Origin of the sequence: Mycolicibacterium fluoranthenivorans (assembly GCF_011758805.1) — a bacterium.
Taxonomy (GTDB): Bacteria; Actinomycetota; Actinomycetes; order Mycobacteriales; family Mycobacteriaceae; genus Mycobacterium; species Mycobacterium fluoranthenivorans.
In genome coordinates, this window is sequence record NZ_JAANOW010000005.1 from 33,041 (window position 1) to 48,534 (window position 15,494).

Annotated in this window: 20 protein-coding genes; 12 read left to right on the forward strand and 8 right to left on the reverse strand. The window is 66.6% G+C overall.

The window, feature by feature from the left end; genetic code table 11:
• Positions 1-34: 34 nt before the first annotated feature.
• Both soxR and FHU31_RS28890 read left to right on the forward strand, forming a co-directional pair.
• A complete protein-coding gene (gene soxR, locus FHU31_RS28885; protein ID WP_167164497.1) occupies positions 35-466 on the forward strand; it encodes a redox-sensitive transcriptional activator SoxR in 432 nt (143 codons plus the stop codon).
• 30 nt (positions 467-496) lie between these two features.
• The gene (locus FHU31_RS28890) at positions 497-1,093 is read left to right on the forward strand and encodes an alpha-ketoglutarate-dependent dioxygenase AlkB (protein ID WP_167164499.1); all 597 of its coding nucleotides are present in this window, start codon (positions 497-499) and stop codon (positions 1,091-1,093) included.
• On the opposite strand, the gene FHU31_RS28895 is transcribed toward FHU31_RS28890, so the two are convergent.
• Together FHU31_RS28895 and FHU31_RS28900 are read right to left on the reverse strand one after the other, a co-directional pair.
• Complete coding sequence (locus tag FHU31_RS28895; RefSeq protein WP_167164501.1) at positions 1,090-1,752, reverse strand: DUF5642 family protein; 663 nt, start codon at positions 1,750-1,752, stop codon at positions 1,090-1,092. The two genes, FHU31_RS28890 and FHU31_RS28895, sit on opposite strands and share 4 nt — an antisense overlap.
• A gap of 20 nt (positions 1,753-1,772) precedes the next feature.
• Complete coding sequence (locus FHU31_RS28900; RefSeq protein WP_167164502.1) at positions 1,773-2,453, reverse strand: DUF5642 family protein; 681 nt, start codon at positions 2,451-2,453, stop codon at positions 1,773-1,775.
• Between FHU31_RS28900 and FHU31_RS28905 the strand changes: the two genes are divergently transcribed.
• The 4 genes from FHU31_RS28905 to FHU31_RS28920 all read left to right on the forward strand — a co-directional run bounded on the left by FHU31_RS28905 (position 2,452) and on the right by FHU31_RS28920 (position 5,484).
• Positions 2,452-3,417: a bile salt hydrolase gene (locus tag FHU31_RS28905; RefSeq protein WP_167164504.1), complete on the forward strand. Its 966-nt coding sequence runs from the start codon at positions 2,452-2,454 to the stop codon at positions 3,415-3,417. The two genes, FHU31_RS28900 and FHU31_RS28905, sit on opposite strands and share 2 nt — an antisense overlap.
• A gap of 80 nt (positions 3,418-3,497) precedes the next feature.
• Positions 3,498-4,205 carry an envelope biogenesis lipoprotein LpqN gene (gene lpqN, locus FHU31_RS28910; RefSeq protein ID WP_167165135.1) on the forward strand — a complete coding sequence of 236 codons (708 nt, stop codon included), beginning with the start codon at positions 3,498-3,500 and terminating at the stop codon, positions 4,203-4,205.
• Entirely contained in the window at positions 4,202-4,576 is a 375-nt protein-coding gene (locus FHU31_RS28915; protein ID WP_167164506.1) for a hypothetical protein, read from the forward strand. The genes lpqN and FHU31_RS28915 overlap by 4 nt, the downstream gene beginning before the upstream one ends.
• A gap of 2 nt (positions 4,577-4,578) precedes the next feature.
• Positions 4,579-5,484 carry a hypothetical protein gene (locus tag FHU31_RS28920; RefSeq protein ID WP_167164508.1) on the forward strand — a complete coding sequence of 302 codons (906 nt, stop codon included), beginning with the start codon at positions 4,579-4,581 and terminating at the stop codon, positions 5,482-5,484.
• Here FHU31_RS28920 and FHU31_RS28925 read toward each other — a convergent pair.
• Both FHU31_RS28925 and FHU31_RS28930 read right to left on the reverse strand, forming a co-directional pair.
• Entirely contained in the window at positions 5,481-6,329 is an 849-nt protein-coding gene (locus FHU31_RS28925) for a shikimate 5-dehydrogenase (protein WP_167164510.1), read from the reverse strand. The two genes, FHU31_RS28920 and FHU31_RS28925, sit on opposite strands and share 4 nt — an antisense overlap.
• Positions 6,329-7,321: an acetyltransferase Pat gene (locus tag FHU31_RS28930; protein ID WP_167164512.1), complete on the reverse strand. Its 993-nt coding sequence runs from the start codon at positions 7,319-7,321 to the stop codon at positions 6,329-6,331. The genes FHU31_RS28925 and FHU31_RS28930 overlap by 1 nt, the downstream gene beginning before the upstream one ends.
• Positions 7,322-7,450: 129 nt before the next feature.
• Between FHU31_RS28930 and FHU31_RS28935 the strand changes: the two genes are divergently transcribed.
• The 3 genes from FHU31_RS28935 to FHU31_RS28940 all read left to right on the forward strand — a co-directional run bounded on the left by FHU31_RS28935 (position 7,451) and on the right by FHU31_RS28940 (position 8,860).
• A complete protein-coding gene (locus tag FHU31_RS28935; RefSeq protein ID WP_167164514.1) occupies positions 7,451-8,080 on the forward strand; it encodes a TetR/AcrR family transcriptional regulator in 630 nt (209 codons plus the stop codon).
• Between the two features lie 70 nt (positions 8,081-8,150).
• Positions 8,151-8,276, forward strand: a complete 126-nt coding sequence (locus FHU31_RS31930) for a hypothetical protein (RefSeq protein WP_263987789.1) — start codon at positions 8,151-8,153, stop codon at positions 8,274-8,276.
• Positions 8,273-8,860 carry a carboxymuconolactone decarboxylase family protein gene (locus FHU31_RS28940; protein WP_167164516.1) on the forward strand — a complete coding sequence of 196 codons (588 nt, stop codon included), beginning with the start codon at positions 8,273-8,275 and terminating at the stop codon, positions 8,858-8,860. Before FHU31_RS31930 ends, FHU31_RS28940 begins: the two co-directional genes overlap by 4 nt.
• On the opposite strand, the gene FHU31_RS28945 is transcribed toward FHU31_RS28940, so the two are convergent.
• Positions 8,857-9,648, reverse strand: coding sequence for a bestrophin-like domain (locus FHU31_RS28945; RefSeq protein ID WP_263987788.1), 792 nt, complete (start codon positions 9,646-9,648; stop codon positions 8,857-8,859). The two genes, FHU31_RS28940 and FHU31_RS28945, sit on opposite strands and share 4 nt — an antisense overlap.
• Positions 9,649-9,815: 167 nt before the next feature.
• Between FHU31_RS28945 and FHU31_RS28950 the strand changes: the two genes are divergently transcribed.
• Positions 9,816-10,778 carry an NAD(P)-dependent alcohol dehydrogenase gene (locus FHU31_RS28950; RefSeq protein ID WP_208411580.1) on the forward strand — a complete coding sequence of 321 codons (963 nt, stop codon included), beginning with the start codon at positions 9,816-9,818 and terminating at the stop codon, positions 10,776-10,778.
• A gap of 141 nt (positions 10,779-10,919) precedes the next feature.
• Here the strand turns inward: FHU31_RS28950 and FHU31_RS28955 are convergent, their stop codons facing one another.
• Genes FHU31_RS28955 through FHU31_RS28965 form a run of 3 tightly spaced genes read right to left on the reverse strand, consistent with a single transcriptional unit; the run spans position 10,920 to position 11,983 of the window.
• Complete coding sequence (locus FHU31_RS28955) at positions 10,920-11,342, reverse strand: pyridoxamine 5'-phosphate oxidase family protein (protein WP_167164520.1); 423 nt, start codon at positions 11,340-11,342, stop codon at positions 10,920-10,922.
• A gap of 40 nt (positions 11,343-11,382) precedes the next feature.
• On the reverse strand, positions 11,383-11,664 hold the full coding sequence (locus tag FHU31_RS28960) for a hypothetical protein (RefSeq protein ID WP_167164522.1): 282 nt from the start codon (positions 11,662-11,664) through the stop codon (positions 11,383-11,385).
• Positions 11,665-11,674: 10 nt separating this feature from the next.
• The gene (locus FHU31_RS28965; RefSeq protein ID WP_170847422.1) at positions 11,675-11,983 is read right to left on the reverse strand and encodes a DUF3349 domain-containing protein; all 309 of its coding nucleotides are present in this window, start codon (positions 11,981-11,983) and stop codon (positions 11,675-11,677) included.
• 156 nt (positions 11,984-12,139) lie between these two features.
• On the opposite strand from FHU31_RS28965, the gene phoU reads away from it, so the two are divergent.
• Together phoU and FHU31_RS28975 are read left to right on the forward strand one after the other, a co-directional pair.
• Entirely contained in the window at positions 12,140-12,787 is a 648-nt protein-coding gene (gene phoU / locus FHU31_RS28970; protein WP_167164524.1) for a phosphate signaling complex protein PhoU, read from the forward strand.
• A 682-nt stretch (positions 12,788-13,469) separates the two neighbouring features.
• The gene (locus tag FHU31_RS28975; protein WP_167164526.1) at positions 13,470-15,458 is read left to right on the forward strand and encodes a glycoside hydrolase family 5 protein; all 1,989 of its coding nucleotides are present in this window, start codon (positions 13,470-13,472) and stop codon (positions 15,456-15,458) included.
• Positions 15,459-15,494: the final 36 nt, after the last annotated feature.

The window sequence follows — 15,494 nt, forward strand, 5'->3', positions numbered from 1 at the left end:
ACCGGAAACGTTAGCTCAACTATGGTTGAGGTGTATGGAGTCTCATGAGCTGACGCCGGGTGAGATGGCACACCGCAGTGGTGTCGCCGTGTCGGCGCTGCACTTCTACGAACGCGAGGGACTCATCGCGTCCCGGCGCACCAGCGGTAACCAGCGGCGCTATCCGCGCGAGACCTTGCGCCGGGTGGCGTTCATCCGGATGTCGCAGCGTCTGGGCATCCCGCTGGCCCGCATCCGCGAAGCCCTGGCCTCGCTGCCCACCGACCGGGTACCCACCAGCAAGGACTGGGCCAAACTGTCGGCCGGCTGGCGCCAGGACCTCGATGACCGCATCGTGCACCTGGAGCGTTTGCGCGACAACCTGGCCGGCTGCATCGGATGTGGTTGCCTCAGCCTGAAGACCTGCCTGCTGTCCAACCCCGGGGACATGCTCTCCGAACAGGGGCCCGGCGCCGCCAAGCTCTGATATCGAACATCTGTGCGATACCATCGGGTGGTGTCTCTGGCCGTTCAGGGGTCGCTCTTCGACCACTCGGAACGTCGCTATCTGGGCGACGGCGCGTGGATCGACGTCCGGGCCGGGTGGCTCGGCAGTGACGACCGACTGTTCGACGAACTCCTGACCGCCATCCCGTGGCGGGCCGAACGCCGGCAGATGTATGACCGGGTGCTCGATGTACCGAGGCTGGTCAGCTTCCACGACCTCACCACCGAACCCGCGCCACATCCGGGCATCGCGCGACTGCGGGTGCGGCTGAACGACATCTACGCCGGCGAACTGGGTGAGCGGTTCACCACCGCCGGATTGTGCCTGTATCGCGACGGCGACGACAGCGTGGCCTGGCACGGTGACACCGTCGGCCGCAGCAGCACCAGCGACACCATGGTGGCCATCGTCAGCCTCGGCGCACGAAGGGTTTTCGCGATGCGCCCCCGCTCGGGTGGGCGCAGCCTGCGGTTACCCCAGGCACACGGCGACCTGTTGGTGATGGGCGGATCCTGCCAGCGCACCTGGGAGCATGCGGTCCCCAAGACGGCCCGGCCGATCGGCCCGCGGATCAGCATCCAGTTCCGGCCCCGCGACGTGCGCTAGCTGCCTCGTACCGCCGCGACCGCTGCGGTCAGCAGATCCTTGGCTTTCTGGACATCCACCGGCGCCGGCGGTTTGTCCGGCACCACCAGCGGATTGGCCGTCACCATCACCAGGAACGTGTCGAAACTCGCCACGTAGTTGAACAACTCGCCGACGCGCGGCGGTCCGCCCGGCACGGCCGTCTGCACCACCCGGTGGGTGCCCAGCACGCGTGCACCGTCGATGTGCGGGGAGTCCACCACCTCGACCTGCCCGCGTACTCCCGGGCCGGTGTAGCTGACCAGCTTGCAGGCGGGCCCGGGATCCGCGAACGGGATGGGCTCCGAGGTCTCCACGGCGATGGCGATGAAGCGGTTGCCTTTGCCCTCGGCCGTGGTGGCCGCCATGTTGCCGTGCAGACCGGCGGGCACCGAGATCCCGTTGGCGAACTTGGCACAGTCGGGCGGCGCGATCGTGACCCCGGGCGGTACCGGCTGCCCCGAGAGCGCTTTCGGGTCGATCCCGGCCGGGGCGACCGCGGTGACGTGGAACTCCGGGCCGAATTGCGATTTCACGTCGGCGACCCGGGCGATGTCGGGCTGGGTGGGCGGCCGAGCAGTCGAGCACGCGGTGAGTGCGGCAACGCAGGCCACGAGGGCGGCCGCTCGTGGAGTGAGCATCGCGGCCAATCTACCGGGCCTCACCCCGCGACCGCCGAAACCACCTGCGCCAGCAGGCTTGGCGCGATGTTCGGCGGGAGCCCCTGCTGGACGGACCCCGGATCGGTGACCACCGTGACCGACGCGACGTAGGCGTCACGCAGATACGCCGTGACGGTGTCGGCATGCATTCGGGTCTGGGTGCCGCCCTCGACGGTCGTGGTGGCCACCGCACTCATCGCGACCGTCGTCGTACCCTCGATATCGGGTCCCGGCACCGAGGTCACGGTGGCATCGGTATGCCCGCCCTCCAGCGACCAGGCCGCACACCCGTCCGGCGGGGCGGTCTGCGCGCCCGGCCCGGCGACGACGGCGTAGATGATCCCGCCGGGTCCCGATGCCGACCAGCCGCGCACCGGGGTGCCCGCACCGGGGTCGACCAGCGCGCCGCAGTGCTCCGGAGTCGCGGACCACCCGGGCTTGAAGCCCCAAAAGGTCACGGGTGCAGCCTGTTCGGCGAGGGTGCCCACCTCATATCCGGCCGGCAGGCCACTGCGGGCCCGCGCCACCCCGGCCGGATCGACGGGGCCGGCGGCCCCCGCGGCGGTGGCCGGCGACGAGGACGCCGCGATGTGGTCCGAAGTCCCGCATCCCGTCACACCCGCCGCCACCAGGAGGCAAAACACCATGGTGCGCACGCCGTTGTGATACCACATCCTCATGTGCACCAGGGTGTTCTGGAACGGTAATCAACTCGCCAAACTGGCCGGCCGCAGCATGGACTGGCCCGAATCGACCGAACCTCTGCTCATCGCGTTCGGCGCCGGCCGTGACCGCGACGGCGGAAAGCTGCTGGACCAGGTGGTGATCGCCGACAATCCGCTGCGCTGGACCAGCCGCTATTCCAGTCTGATCACCAGCGTGTACGGCCTGGGCACCGTGGACGGATTCAACGAACGCGGTCTCGGTGTGCACGCGCTGTACCTGCAATCCACCGATACCGGGCCGCGCGACCCGGCCCGGCCCGGCCTGCACACCGGCCTATGGGCCCAGTACCTGCTGGACCAGGCCGCGACGGTGGACGAGGCCCTCGCGCTGATGGACGACGTGCAGCTGGTGATGGTCGGTGCGCGTGGCCGGGACGCCACCTTGCATCTGGCCATCGAGGACAGTTCCGGCGACTCTGCGATCCTCGAGCTGGCGGGCGGCGAGCTCGTCGTGCACCACGGGCCGCAGTTCACCCTGATGACCAACGACCCCAGCTACGACGAACAGCTGGAACTGCTGGCCGCACATGACTTCTCCCATCCCAGCCGGGACCTGCCGCTACCCGGCAACGTCAACCCCGTCGACCGATTTCAGCGTGCCGCCTACTACCAGGCCCTGCTGCCCGAACCCGGCACCGAGCGTCAGGCGGTGGCCGGTGTGATGGCGATCATGCGCAACGTGTCGGTGCCGTTCGGGGCGCCCTACGGCGACTTCGGGGTGTACAACACCGAGTACCGGACCGTCAGCGATCTGACCCACCGCATCTACTACTTCGAACTCACCACCAGCCCCAGCGTGATCTGGGTGGAGTTCGACAAACTGCCCTTCGGCCCGCAACCCGTGGCGATCAACCCCTATGACGACTCGCTGACCGGTAACGTCACCGACCGATTCACGCCGAGTGACATAGGTTTCTGACAGAGTTCTCCCAGACAAGTTCTCCCAGACAAGACTGTTTCCCACCCACGACGGCGACCACCCCAGGAGAAGGCATGACCATGCACACCACGACCCGCGGACTCGCGGTGGCGGCCACCGTTCTGGGCCTGGCCTTGGCCGGCTGCGGATCGGACACCAAGACCGACACGGCGGGCAAAGAGAGCACCAGCAGCACATCGGCGACGTCCACGACGTCCGAAGCCAGCTCGACCAGCGCCGCGCCGAGCTCGACAGCCAACGCCAGCGGCCAGAACTACACGATCATGGACTACGTCAAGGACAACAAGATCGCCGAAACGCCGGTCAAGCGAGGCGATCCGGGTACGCCCACGGTGAACCTGCCGATCCCGGAGGGCTGGGCCGATGCCGGGGCCAAGGCGCCGGACTGGGCATGGGGGCAGATTGTGCTCGCCGGTACGCCGGCCGGGCCGGTCCCCCCGACGATCACGGCGATCATGTCCAAGCTCACCGGTGCCGATCCGGCAAAGATCATCGAGTACGCACCCAACGAGCTGAAGAATCTGCCCGAGTACGAGGGCGGCAACGAAGGTCAAACGGGCAAGCTCGGCGGCTTCGATGCGGTGCAGGTCGGCGGTACGTACGTCAAAGACGGCCAGAAGTTGTTGATCGCCCAGAAGACGGTGCTCATCCCGGCGGGCCAAGATTTGTTCGTCCTGCAACTCAACGCCCAGGGTTCCGAGGACGACATGGGTCCGTTGATGGATGCCACCACAGCCATTGACGACCAGACCACGATCACTCCATGACGCAGCCCGCACCGGCCGAACCACCGCCCCCGCAGCGCGGTCAGACGCGCGGCGAGCGCGGCCGTGACGTCAGTGCGGCACAGTCCGAAGCCGAGGCCGAGATCTCGAAGGTGCGGCAGTACCTGAAGGTGATGAACCCGAGGTTCTTGTTGTCCATGGCCGAGGGCTATCCGGTGGTGCTCAAGCAGTTCATCCAGTTCTGCCTGATCCTCATCTGGCCCGGATGGGTGTTCACCGTGGTCGTCGGCGCCGCGCTGCACCTGCTGTTCTACGTGACCATCTACCCGATCCTCTGGGTGCTGTTCTGGCCGGTCCGCAACCACCAGAAGAAGAACCATCCGGAGGATTACGCGGCCTCCCAGCAGAAGTAGCCGTGGGACTGTTCAACCGCACCGGCGGTGTACGCATCGAGATCACCCCCGGCGTGGTGCGGCCGCGTCAATCCGTCACAGCGACCGTCACCGCCGACAAACCGGTCGACAAGGTCACCTCGGCGCGGCTGGAGTGGGGTTACGACAACTTTTACCGGTATCACTGGGCCGGCCGGGCCGACTCGGCTGCCTCGGCCGCCAACGACACGCTGTGGATGGCCGGCGAGGTCGGCACCGACTACGGCGGCGAACGCGACACCGATGACTGGGTGTGCGTCTCCCGCACGGAGATTCCCCTGGCTGCCGATGAGTTCACCGGAACCACCGCATCATTCAAGGTGCCGTCCTGGGCTCCGGGCTCATCCCCTCAGGTGGCGCGCTGGGGCTGCCGGCTGGTCCTCGACAGAGGCGGTCGCGATGTCGACGCCAAGGGCGAGTTCACCGTCGTGATCGGGGTCGGTGATGTCGACGCGGTAGACGAACCGCAGGAACGCTATATGGGCGATGCGGCCTCGCAGCTGGACATCGTGCTGGCCTCACCCGTGGGGCTGGCCGGCGCCGCCATCACCGGCCACCTGGTGGTCCGGCCACAGCAGGACCTGCCGACCGCCGATATCGCGGTCTATTGGCAGCGAGAACGCGAACACCATCCGTTGGAGCGCTATCCCGCACAGGGCGGCACGCTGGACGGGCCGCCGCTGCACCTGGGCAAAAAGGTCCCGATGCTCGGCGGCACCGAGTTCGAGCTGCCGTTCGCGTTGCCACTGCCCCCTGATGCCGCCCCGACCGCGACCTCGGTGCACTCGTCACTGTCATGGTTCGTCGGAGCCCGCATCTTCTATTCCGGTGTCACCGGGCATCAGGTCGAGCGGGTGCGCAAGCCGATCACGGTGGTCAACGCGCCTTAGGCACGGGAGATCGCCGAGGCCGCGGCGATCTGTTCCGGTGACGGCCGGACCCCGGTATAGCGTTCGAACTGTTCGGCTGCCTGCAGCGCGATGACCTCTGCGCCGGTGATCACCTCGACACCCGCCGCGCGTGCCGCGGCGATCAGCGGCGTCTCCGAAGGCAACGCGACAACGTCGAAGACGTTGTGCGCCTTGGCGATTACGTCATCGTCGAATGATTGTTGGCACTCCTCGGGGCCGCCGGACATACCGATGGGCGTGACGTTGACCAAGATCGGCGCGCGCAGCGAACCGACCTCGGGCGCATAGGCGTAACCCAACCGGTCCGCCAGTTGCCGGCCCGCTCGGGCATTGCGCGCGAGGACGGTGCCCGAGCCGAAACCGCTGGCCTGGAACGCGGTGGCGACCGCACTGGCCATCCCCCCACTGCCCCGGATGATGACGGCATCGTCGGGATCCAGCCGGTGGCTGTCGATAAGCTGTTGCACCGCAAGGTAATCGGTGTTGGAGGCACGCAGGTACCCGTCATCGTTGACGATGGTGTTGACCGACTCGATGGCCCGCGCCGACGGCTCGACCTCGTCGACCAGCGCGATGACGTCGAATTTGAACGGCATCGACACCGAGCAGCCCCGGATGCCGAGCGCACGCACACCGCCGATGGCCGCGGCGATATCGGTGGTGGTGAACGCCTTGTAGAGGTAGTCCAGACCGAGTTCCTCGTAGAGGTAGTTGTGGAAACGGGTACCGATATTGCTCGGACGGGCCGCCAGCGAGATGCACAGCCTGGTGTCTTTGTTCAGGGGCGGCCGCCGGCCGCTGGAAAGCGGGTGGCCCGGTGCCATCACCCGACCGCCCGCATCACTCGCCTGGCCATCTCGTAGATGGCCCGATACCGTCGCGGGCTCATCGACACCTCAGGCACGTCCACCACGGTAGTCACCACGTTGAGGTCTTCGCGGTCCCAGCGCGCACCGGCCCGGTCGAGGATCGCCCGCATCGGATAGTTCTCCGACAACACGCGGGCGGTGAACGTCGTGACCCCGCCGGCCCGCGCCGCCACCGCGAGCGCGTCCATCAGGAACGTGCCCACACCGCGTCCCTGGTAGGCGTCCCCCACGATGAACGCGACCTCGGCCGTCGTCGCGTCATGCCCCTCGCGCACGAATCGCGCGTCGGCCACCACCGGCCCGTCGGGGCCGTCGGTGAGCACCCAGACGAAGTGATCGACATAGTCGACCTCGAACAGATAGGCCATCAGCGACGCCGTCGGCGAACGGGTGCTCTGGAACCGGCGGTAGAGGGTCTCGCTGGAGAACTCCACGGGGCCGTGGATGGTGCGTTCGTTGTCGCCCGGCAGCACCGGCCGCAGATACAGCTCGGTCCCGTCGCGCAGCGAGACCGGAATCGGGGTGATGAAGGCCGCCAGCCGCTGCCGGGCGGTCCGCATCATCCGGTCCATCACGCCCGGCAGATCCAGCATGGTGGCGAACGCCGCAGAGTCGCCCACCCAGCCGGTCAGTCGATCGGTCGCGGTCACCGTCGCAGTTCGCGGGATACCGCGCAGCAGGGCGATCTCCCCGACCACCAGGCCGGGATGCAGCGGCACCACCACCGTCGCTTCGCCGCCCTGACCGATGTGGACGACCTCGGCACACCCCGTACCGATCAGCAGGAAGGACACCGCGTGCTCACCCTGGCGCATGAGCACCTCGCCGGGTGCGGCCGTCAGCGGCTGTAGCAGCGCCGCCAGTGGCGCCAGGTCCTGCGCGGTGCACCCGGCGAAGAACTCCAACGCGGCCAGTTCACCGGCACGCGCATCGGTCACTCCAGACACGTCACGAGGCTACGGCCTGGTCCGCGGAGAAGCCACCACGCGAACGGAACTTTGCTGTGTAGGGCCTGAGCCGGCGGTGGGGAACGGCGTTTCTACGCACCGGTCAGATAAGTGTGGCAAACTCCGCGTATGACTCAAACGCTGCGCCGTACTCGCGGTCGCCCCCGGGCAGCTAACGGCTCGGAGACTCGCGAGCGGATCATCCGTGCAGCCCGGCAGGTTTTCAGCGAACTTGGCTACGACGCGGCCACATTTCAGGCGATCGCCGAACGTGCCGATCTGACCCGACCGGCGATCAACCATTACTTCGCCAACAAGCGGGCCCTGTACCAAGAGGTGTTGACGGCGACCAATGCCGCACTGATCACCGCGGGTGTGACCGCCGCCGCTACCCAGACCACCCTCGTGGACCGGTTGTCGGCGTTCCTCAGCGGAACTCTGCTCGCGCACCGCGAGTACGACTCTGCAGCGGCGTTCCTGGTGACCTCGATGCTGGAGTCCCAGCGACATCCGGAGCTCAGCCAGGATTCCTACGCCCCGCGCGACGAAGTGCGCACCTTCGTGCGTGCCGCCGTCACCGAAGCGGTCGCCGACGGGCAGTTTGATCCGAGCACCGACCCGGACACCCTGGTGGACATGCTGCTGGTGCTGATGTTCGGGGTGGGGTTCTACGCCGGATTCGTCGGCACCGACGCCGAGGTCACCGCTGTGGTCGGCAAGTTGCAGAAGTTGTTGTCCAACAACTTGTGGAAACTGTAGGAGCCCGCCGTCATCTGACCGTAGCGGAAGTGGGCCTCGCCCGGCCGGTGCCGGAGGCCGTGGGGCAATCTTGAGGAGCGCCCCGATCGATCGGGGCGCGCACTCGGATTTCACCACCATCATCCGGCCGATCGACGACGCCGCCGGCGTCGTCGTGGACGGCCGTCTGCCAGGAGAGGACCGGCCGCCCGAATGACCCGTGTCGACCCGCTACCCCCCACCCAGTGGCCGCCCACGATGCGCGACGCCCTCGCCGCGATGAATCCGCCGGTGCGGCGCCATGCGCAGATCCCCACCGACGGCAGGCCCAAGGGGCTCAACGTGCTCGGCGCGTTCGCGTATCACCCCGAACTGGCGCGCGCGTTCTTCACGTTCAACGGTCACCTGCTGTCGGCGACCTCGCTGAGCCCGCGCCAGCGTGAGCTGCTCATTCTGCGGACGGCGGTGCTGCGGCAGTCCGAATACGAGTGGGCCCAGCATGTGGTGATCGCCGGTGATGTCGGGATCTCGCGCAGTGAGATCGCCGCGATCACCGAGGGCCCGGACGCGTCGACGTGGTCCGAGGTCGACGCTGCGCTGCTGCGCACCGCCGATGAACTGGTCGCCGACGGCGTGATCGGCGACGCGACGTGGGCGACGCTGTCGGCGGAGCTCAGCACCGAGCAGCTCCTCGATGCCATCTTCACCGTCGGCGCCTACGAGACGCTGGGCTGGATGCTGCGCAGCTTCGGCGTCGAACTCGACGCCGATGTGCGCGAGTACCTGGCCGGCCGGGACTAGCTCGGCGGTTCCGTCAGCACCTGAACCACTTCGTGTAAGGGGTCCGGGGAGGTGGCGATGTCACCGACGAACGGGTGCGCCAGTTCGAGCACCAGGAACAGATTCGTGGCGACCAACACGGCGACGATGAGCACCATCGGGTAGTGCATCACGGGCCGCTCCACGCCGTAGACGACCGCGGCGCCGAGCACCATGGCGCTGGTGATGAAGATGACCGCCCATAGTGGCCACGGCGGCCCGTCGTCGTTGCGCGCCTGCAGGATGCGCACGGTTCGCGCCTGAGCGATCTTGTCCAGGTTGCCGAATGACGTTGACAGGACGGTCTTCTGGGCATCGGTTGTGGCCTGCACCTGTGCGTAGGCGGTGCGCAGTTCGACCAGCGCGTGATCAGCGGCCGCGGACCGTCGGTTGTCGCCGGCGGACCATTCGGCGATCGCGGCGTTCTCGTAGGTCAGCAGCGCAGTCCTGATGCGATCGCCGTCGGCGGGAGCGAATACCGTGGCGTCCGTTGCCATCTGCACCGCTGCGGCGCCCTCGGCCCGCGCATTGCCGTCTGCGGTGTTGATCTGACCCCACATCGACGAGACGACGAAACCGATGAAGAACGCGTAGACGAACCCGATGACCCCGTAGGTGAACCTGGTGACATCATTGTGCTCATCCTGGTTCAGCGCCGGGTAGCGGTGGCGTATCACCGTCAACAGCAGGATCGCACCGCCGGCGATGACCGCGATCAAGATGAGCAGGAGCAGTCCCGCAGGGATGTGTTCCACCAGCCAAGCCGCCACCGGATCCTCCCCCTTCGTCGACTACGCACCTTAGGCGCCGGAGGCATCCGTGCGATGGCGATCCACCAATTGGTTTGCGAGCGGCTGATTCTCACCATGGCCTGGCCGCTGACTCACTAGGCTGTACGGGTGGGCCGATCTCCGACAGGACAAGCGCGGTGAAGGCGATGGCCCAACGGACCTGGGCAGCCGGGGAACCGCTGGAACTGCTGGAGCTCCCCACCCCCGAACCCCGCGGGGGCGAGGTCCGGATACGGGTGCAGTCCATCGGGGTGAATCCAGTGGACTGGAAGATGCGCAGCCACGGTCCCCTGCGCTGGGCGGCCCGCCTCCTGGGGCCAAGGCCCCCGGTGATCGTGGGTGTCGACTTCGCCGGTGTGGTCGATGCCGTCGGCCCCGGGGTGACACGTGCCGCCGTGGGCGATCGGGTCGCCGGTGGCACCAACTTCGCCCGAAGACAGCGCGGGTCCTATGCCGACACCGTGGTGGTGCGCGAGGACCAGATCTGCCGGGTGCCCGATTCGGTGGATATCACGGTGGCCGGCGCGCTGCCCATCCCGGGCGTCACCGCGTGGATGTCGGTGGTGGAACTCGGCCGGATCCGGCGGGTGCCGACTGCGCAGCGTCGAGTGCTGGTACTGGGTGCTTCCGGCGGCGTCGGACAGCTCGTGGTGCAGATCGCCAAGCAGGAGGGCGCGTTCGTCGGTGGCGTGTGCTCAACCGCCAATGTCGAGCGGGTAGAAGAGCTCGGCGCCGATGTGGTCATCGACTATCGGCGGGGCGATGCCCTCAGCCAGGCAAAGGCGTACGGCCCGTTCAGCGTCATCGTCGACTGCGCCGGCGGATACTCCGGCCGCGGATGCCGCGCCCTGCTCGCCCCCGGCGGGCGGCACATCATGGTGGCCGGCGATGACGCCGGCGCCGCACTTGCCCGACTCATCGCGCCACGGAAATCCAAGGGCATTCTTGGCAAGCCGACCGGGGCGCGACTCGAGCCGTTGATCGCCGCAGTGGCCGACGGCACCATGCGGGTGAGCATCGCCCAATGTCTACCGCTGACCAGCGCCGAAGAGGCCCACACCCTGAGCCGGACCGGCCGGCTGACCGGGAAGCTGGTGCTGGTGCCCTGAGTGCGGACCACACAGGTTTCGATCAGCTGCCGGGTGGGGATCCCTGCCGAAGGCGCACGAGCCCAACCCGGGTGGTCTCCGCGCCAGGTTCCCCCGGTACAGACCCGCTGCCGGGGGGACCGCCCGCAGGCCGCGCCACCGTCAGGAGTAGTCCGCGGTGAGCCACCGGTCCGGACGCACCATGAACAGCACGCTCTGCATGTCCTTCATGGAGTCGACGAACGCCCGCCCCCCTTCCTCGCCCAGGTACCGGATGGCGATCTCCTCCCGCGCCTGCAGCGGAGCGGGCTCGATGGTCTCGACGACACTGCCTTCGACGACGACGTATTGGTACGGCGGCTCTTCGTGCTGCACCACCAGTGTCACCGCGCCCGCCCGGGCGATGAGCCGGGCCTTGCGCGAGGCCGCCCCCGTGTTGATCCGGATGAGACCCTCCGGGGTGTAGTCGTACCAGATCGGGACGCTGGCGGGCGGCCGTGCATCGCCCGACGCCACGGACAGCACTCCGACACGCTTGGCCGCCAGGAACTCTTCGCGCTCTGTCTCTCCGAAAGGTCTGCTCATAGTGGCGAGCAACGCCGCGACGGCCCGGGCCTATTCCCGTTCACCGTATACGCAGAAAGCGCTCGTCGATCGCGCCGAGCATCCGCGTTGCCTCCTCGACACGTCGCAGCACCACCCCGATCCGACACGGCGGTTCGACATAGCCCTTCTCGTCGCAGCGGCGGCGCCAATCTGCTTCGGCTTTCGCAACTTTCGCTGTCATCGTGGCGATCTCCTGTCGGAGCACATCGGCGAAGAATTCTGCCTGCGCACGTTCAGCGGGCTGTACAAGCCGGAGCACCACCGCGTCACCGTCCGGGGTCGCCTCACCATCCGCGATCACCTGGCACAACCTATTTCGGAAACGTCAGCGGGTCGTCTATCGGCCAGCCGGCCGCCAGCAGCCGGTGCTCGACGCGTTGCACGTCCTCGTGCGAGGGCATCTCGTCGGTGAGCTTGGTGATCGCCACCCGCACGTCGGTCCCGTGCGCCGGCCTGTTTCCCAACGCAATCAATTGAGTTGTCAGCGTGAGCACTTCGTCGTCCGACAAGCGCCGCCTCAACACGGCGACCAACGGGATGTAGTCGTCGGCTGGGACGCCCTCGGGATAACCGGCACGAAGGAATCCCAAGATGCGCGCCAGAACATCGGATAGCGCCACAGTTCCCCCTCGGCCATCCGGCCACATGTCAGCGTTGAAACCTTGTTAGCCGGAAAGCCCCATCGGGGGCAACTCCTTTCACCACCCAGCCAGATCGCATTCATGGTGAGTTCACCAAGTGCACCTGTCGTGGCGTTCAGCATCTACTGTGTGACAATGCGCACCGCTTTCCAAGACCAGCTCGACGGGCTGACCCAGATGCTCAGCGAGATGTGCGGGCTGGCTGGAGTGGCCATGGAACGCGCCACGCAGGCCCTGTTGCAGGCCGACCTGGTGACCGCCGAGCAGGTCATCACCGATCACGACCACCTGGTGGACCTTCGCACCCAGGCAGAAGAGGCTGCGTTCGTCCTCCTGGCGTTGCAGGCGCCCGTCGCGAGCGACCTACGCCTGGTGGTCGGCTCGATTCAGAATGTCGCCGACTCCGAGCGGATGGGCGGGCTGGCGCTGCATGTCGCCAAGATCGCGCGACGCCGCCACCCCGGACATGCGGTACCCGAGGAGGTCGACGGCTACTTCGCCGAAATGGGCCGTATCGCAGTCGAACTCAGCAATTGCGCCCAGGAAGTGGTGCTGTCGGGCGATCCTCAGCGAGCCGCCCAGATCAGCCGGGACGACGATGCCATGGATCATCTGCACAAGCACCTGTTCACGGTTCTGATGGACAAGGAGTGGCACCACGGCGTGGCCAGCGCGGTGGACATCACCCTGCTGGGCAGGTTCTACGAGCGCTTTGCCGACCACGCCGTGGAGATCGGGCGTCGGGTCATCTTTCAGGTCACCGGGCAGACCCCAGAGCTCTGAGACCGGCCGGCCGCCGGGCCGATACCGGGGTCGTAAAGGCGACCAGCCTAAGCGAACTGTAAATGTTCTCTGAGATTCTCGCCCGGCAATAGGGCGGCGAGCAGGCGTTTTACCTGCGGCCGCGGGGTCGCCTGCGACTCGCGATACCTCCGCGCCGCCGAACGAATCTTGCCCCTGAGGCCAGGGCGGCGACGTCTTCGGATCAGACGAGACTCCGTCCGAATTCGCCAGCCATCGCGCGTCCCGACACTCTGAGACCACACCCGATGCATGCGCGCGGGAGGCGACGTCCCAAAACTGGGAATCTACTGTGCATTAGCGGCCCACGGGCAGATGGCCCTTCGGTTCGCACCGAGCGCGATGCAGCTTTCCGCGAATGTTGCCATAACTCGACTTACCGATGCCTGATAAGAATCGGAATCATCGACCGATCCTTTGCCGAATTACGAGCATCAGGTACTGAATGCGGCCACCTTAATGCGCAATATGGATAATTTGCCAATTTGCTGTTGCCCACATAACTTTTGGGCAAGAAGCTGGTCACGCGTCTGAATTGCTGCAGTTCAGAGGAGGAGTCGCCGTCATGAGCCATGCGCTCAGGCATTTCCGAAGGATTGCCGTTCGTTCCGTAATTGCAGTGACCGCGGTAGCACTATTCGCAGCAACAACGAGTCAATATCTCTTGCCGACCACACAGAATGGTCACGCGCCGACCGTGCGGCAGGCCTCGTACGACATCGTCAATACGACGGCCATCGACGAGTCCCCGACCACGATCGGCATTGCCGAGTCGAACCTGTACTCGATGAGCAACGCCGAGATCGACAAGGCACTGGACAAGATGCTGTCGCTCGGCGTCACCAATGTCCGTGTCGGCGTGTTCTGGCTGAACATCCAGCCGACGAGTGCCACCAAGTACAACTGGGCCAAGACCGACTACATCGTGAAGGCGGCCTCCGATCGCGGGATGGGCATTCTCGGCGTGCTCAACAAGACCCCGCCATGGGCTGGTTCCCTGGGTAACGGCCATCCCGACCCGGACACCTACGCCCAGTTCGCCGCGACCGTCGCCGAGCGGTACGCGGGCAAGATCTCGGCCTACGAGATCTGGAACGAGCCCAACGGATTCCTGGAATGGAACCCCGTCAGCGCGGCCTCCTACACCGAGATGCTCAAGAAGGCCTACACGGCGATCAAGACGGTCGCCGCGAGTACCAATCAGGACATCAAGGTGATCGGTGGTGTCGTCGGCGCCGGACTGACCCTGGGAAACCTCACCCTGGACCCGGTGAGCTTCGTGACCCAGATGTACGCCAACGGTGCCCAGGGATACTTCGACGCGATCTCATTCCATCCCTACAACTACTCGGTGAAATTCAGTGCGGGCCCTGCCAATACGTGGCCGGGAACATCGGCACTCGCGCAGCTGCAGGCCATCCGGGCGCTGATGAACGTCAAAGGTGACGCCGACCTGAAGATCTGGATCAGCGAGTACGGCCAGCCCACGGTGAGCGGTACCGCGGCCGATCTGCAGAAGCAGGCCGACTTCATGGAGGACATGATCCGGTCCTGGCAGAAGTTCCTCAACGGCGGTCCCATCTTCATCTACAACGTCAAGGACACCGGCCCCGCCAACAGCACGAACACCGAACACCACTTCGGCCTGTTCGACTACTCCTGGAACGAGAAGGCCGCCGCCGACGTGATCAGGAAGCTGATCCTGGAGTTGACCGGGCCCAAGCCGACAAATCCCACCAAACCCAAGCCGCAGACCGGATTGGCCGCCTTCGCCCACCAGCTAGCGTCCATGGTGGCGACGATCATCAACTTCGTGCCGATGACGGCCATGGCAATGATGAAGGCGGTGAAGAACCTGCTCGGCGGGATCTTCGGTATAGCCAAGGTCGCCACCGCGGCGGCGCGCGTCGCAGCGGCCAGCAGCGAGGCAGACACCACCTCTGCTGTCACGGCGGAATCCGTCGAGAAGGCAACCGACGTCGGCGAGAGCGCATCCGCTCGGACGGCAACCACCGTCAAGCACGAAACCACCACGGCGACATCCGCTCTCGCTGACACCAAGGCCGAAGAGAAGCCGGCAAGCACCGATGTCGACAGCGAGGCAACGAGTACCACCGCCGACCCCGTGGCCGAGGCGGAAGTGACCGAGCCGGCAACCGAGGCGAGCGAGGTTGCGACCGAGCCGGAGACCGAGGCGACCGAGCCGAAGGCCTCCACCACAACGGCACCCGAGACTTCCACCGCGACGGAGTCGGCAACCGAGACCAACACCGGCACAGCGGCTGTCAGCGATCCGAAGACTGCGGCCGAGCCGGAAGCGAAGCCCGACACCAAGCCGGATACCAAGTCCGAGAGCACGTCGGGCACCAAGACCGACACCGACACCAAGTCCGAGACGAAGACCGAAGCGGGGTCCACCGCCGGGGCATCGCCGAAGACCGACGACGCCAAGGGTGACAAGGTCACCCGGCCCGGCGCCAAGTTCGGCCCCGGCATGAAGGGGACCAACCCCAAGAAGGGCGTCAAGCCCAAGCCCGCCCCCAAGCCCCGTACCCCCGAACCCGCCGTGACGTCGGAGGGCAGAGCCACCGCAGGGGCCGGCGCGTCGTCGGGCAAGGGTGATGCGTCCTCCGCGAAGAGCGAATCGGACTAAGAGCGGGGCCGATGGTCGCCTCCAGAGCGATGGGCA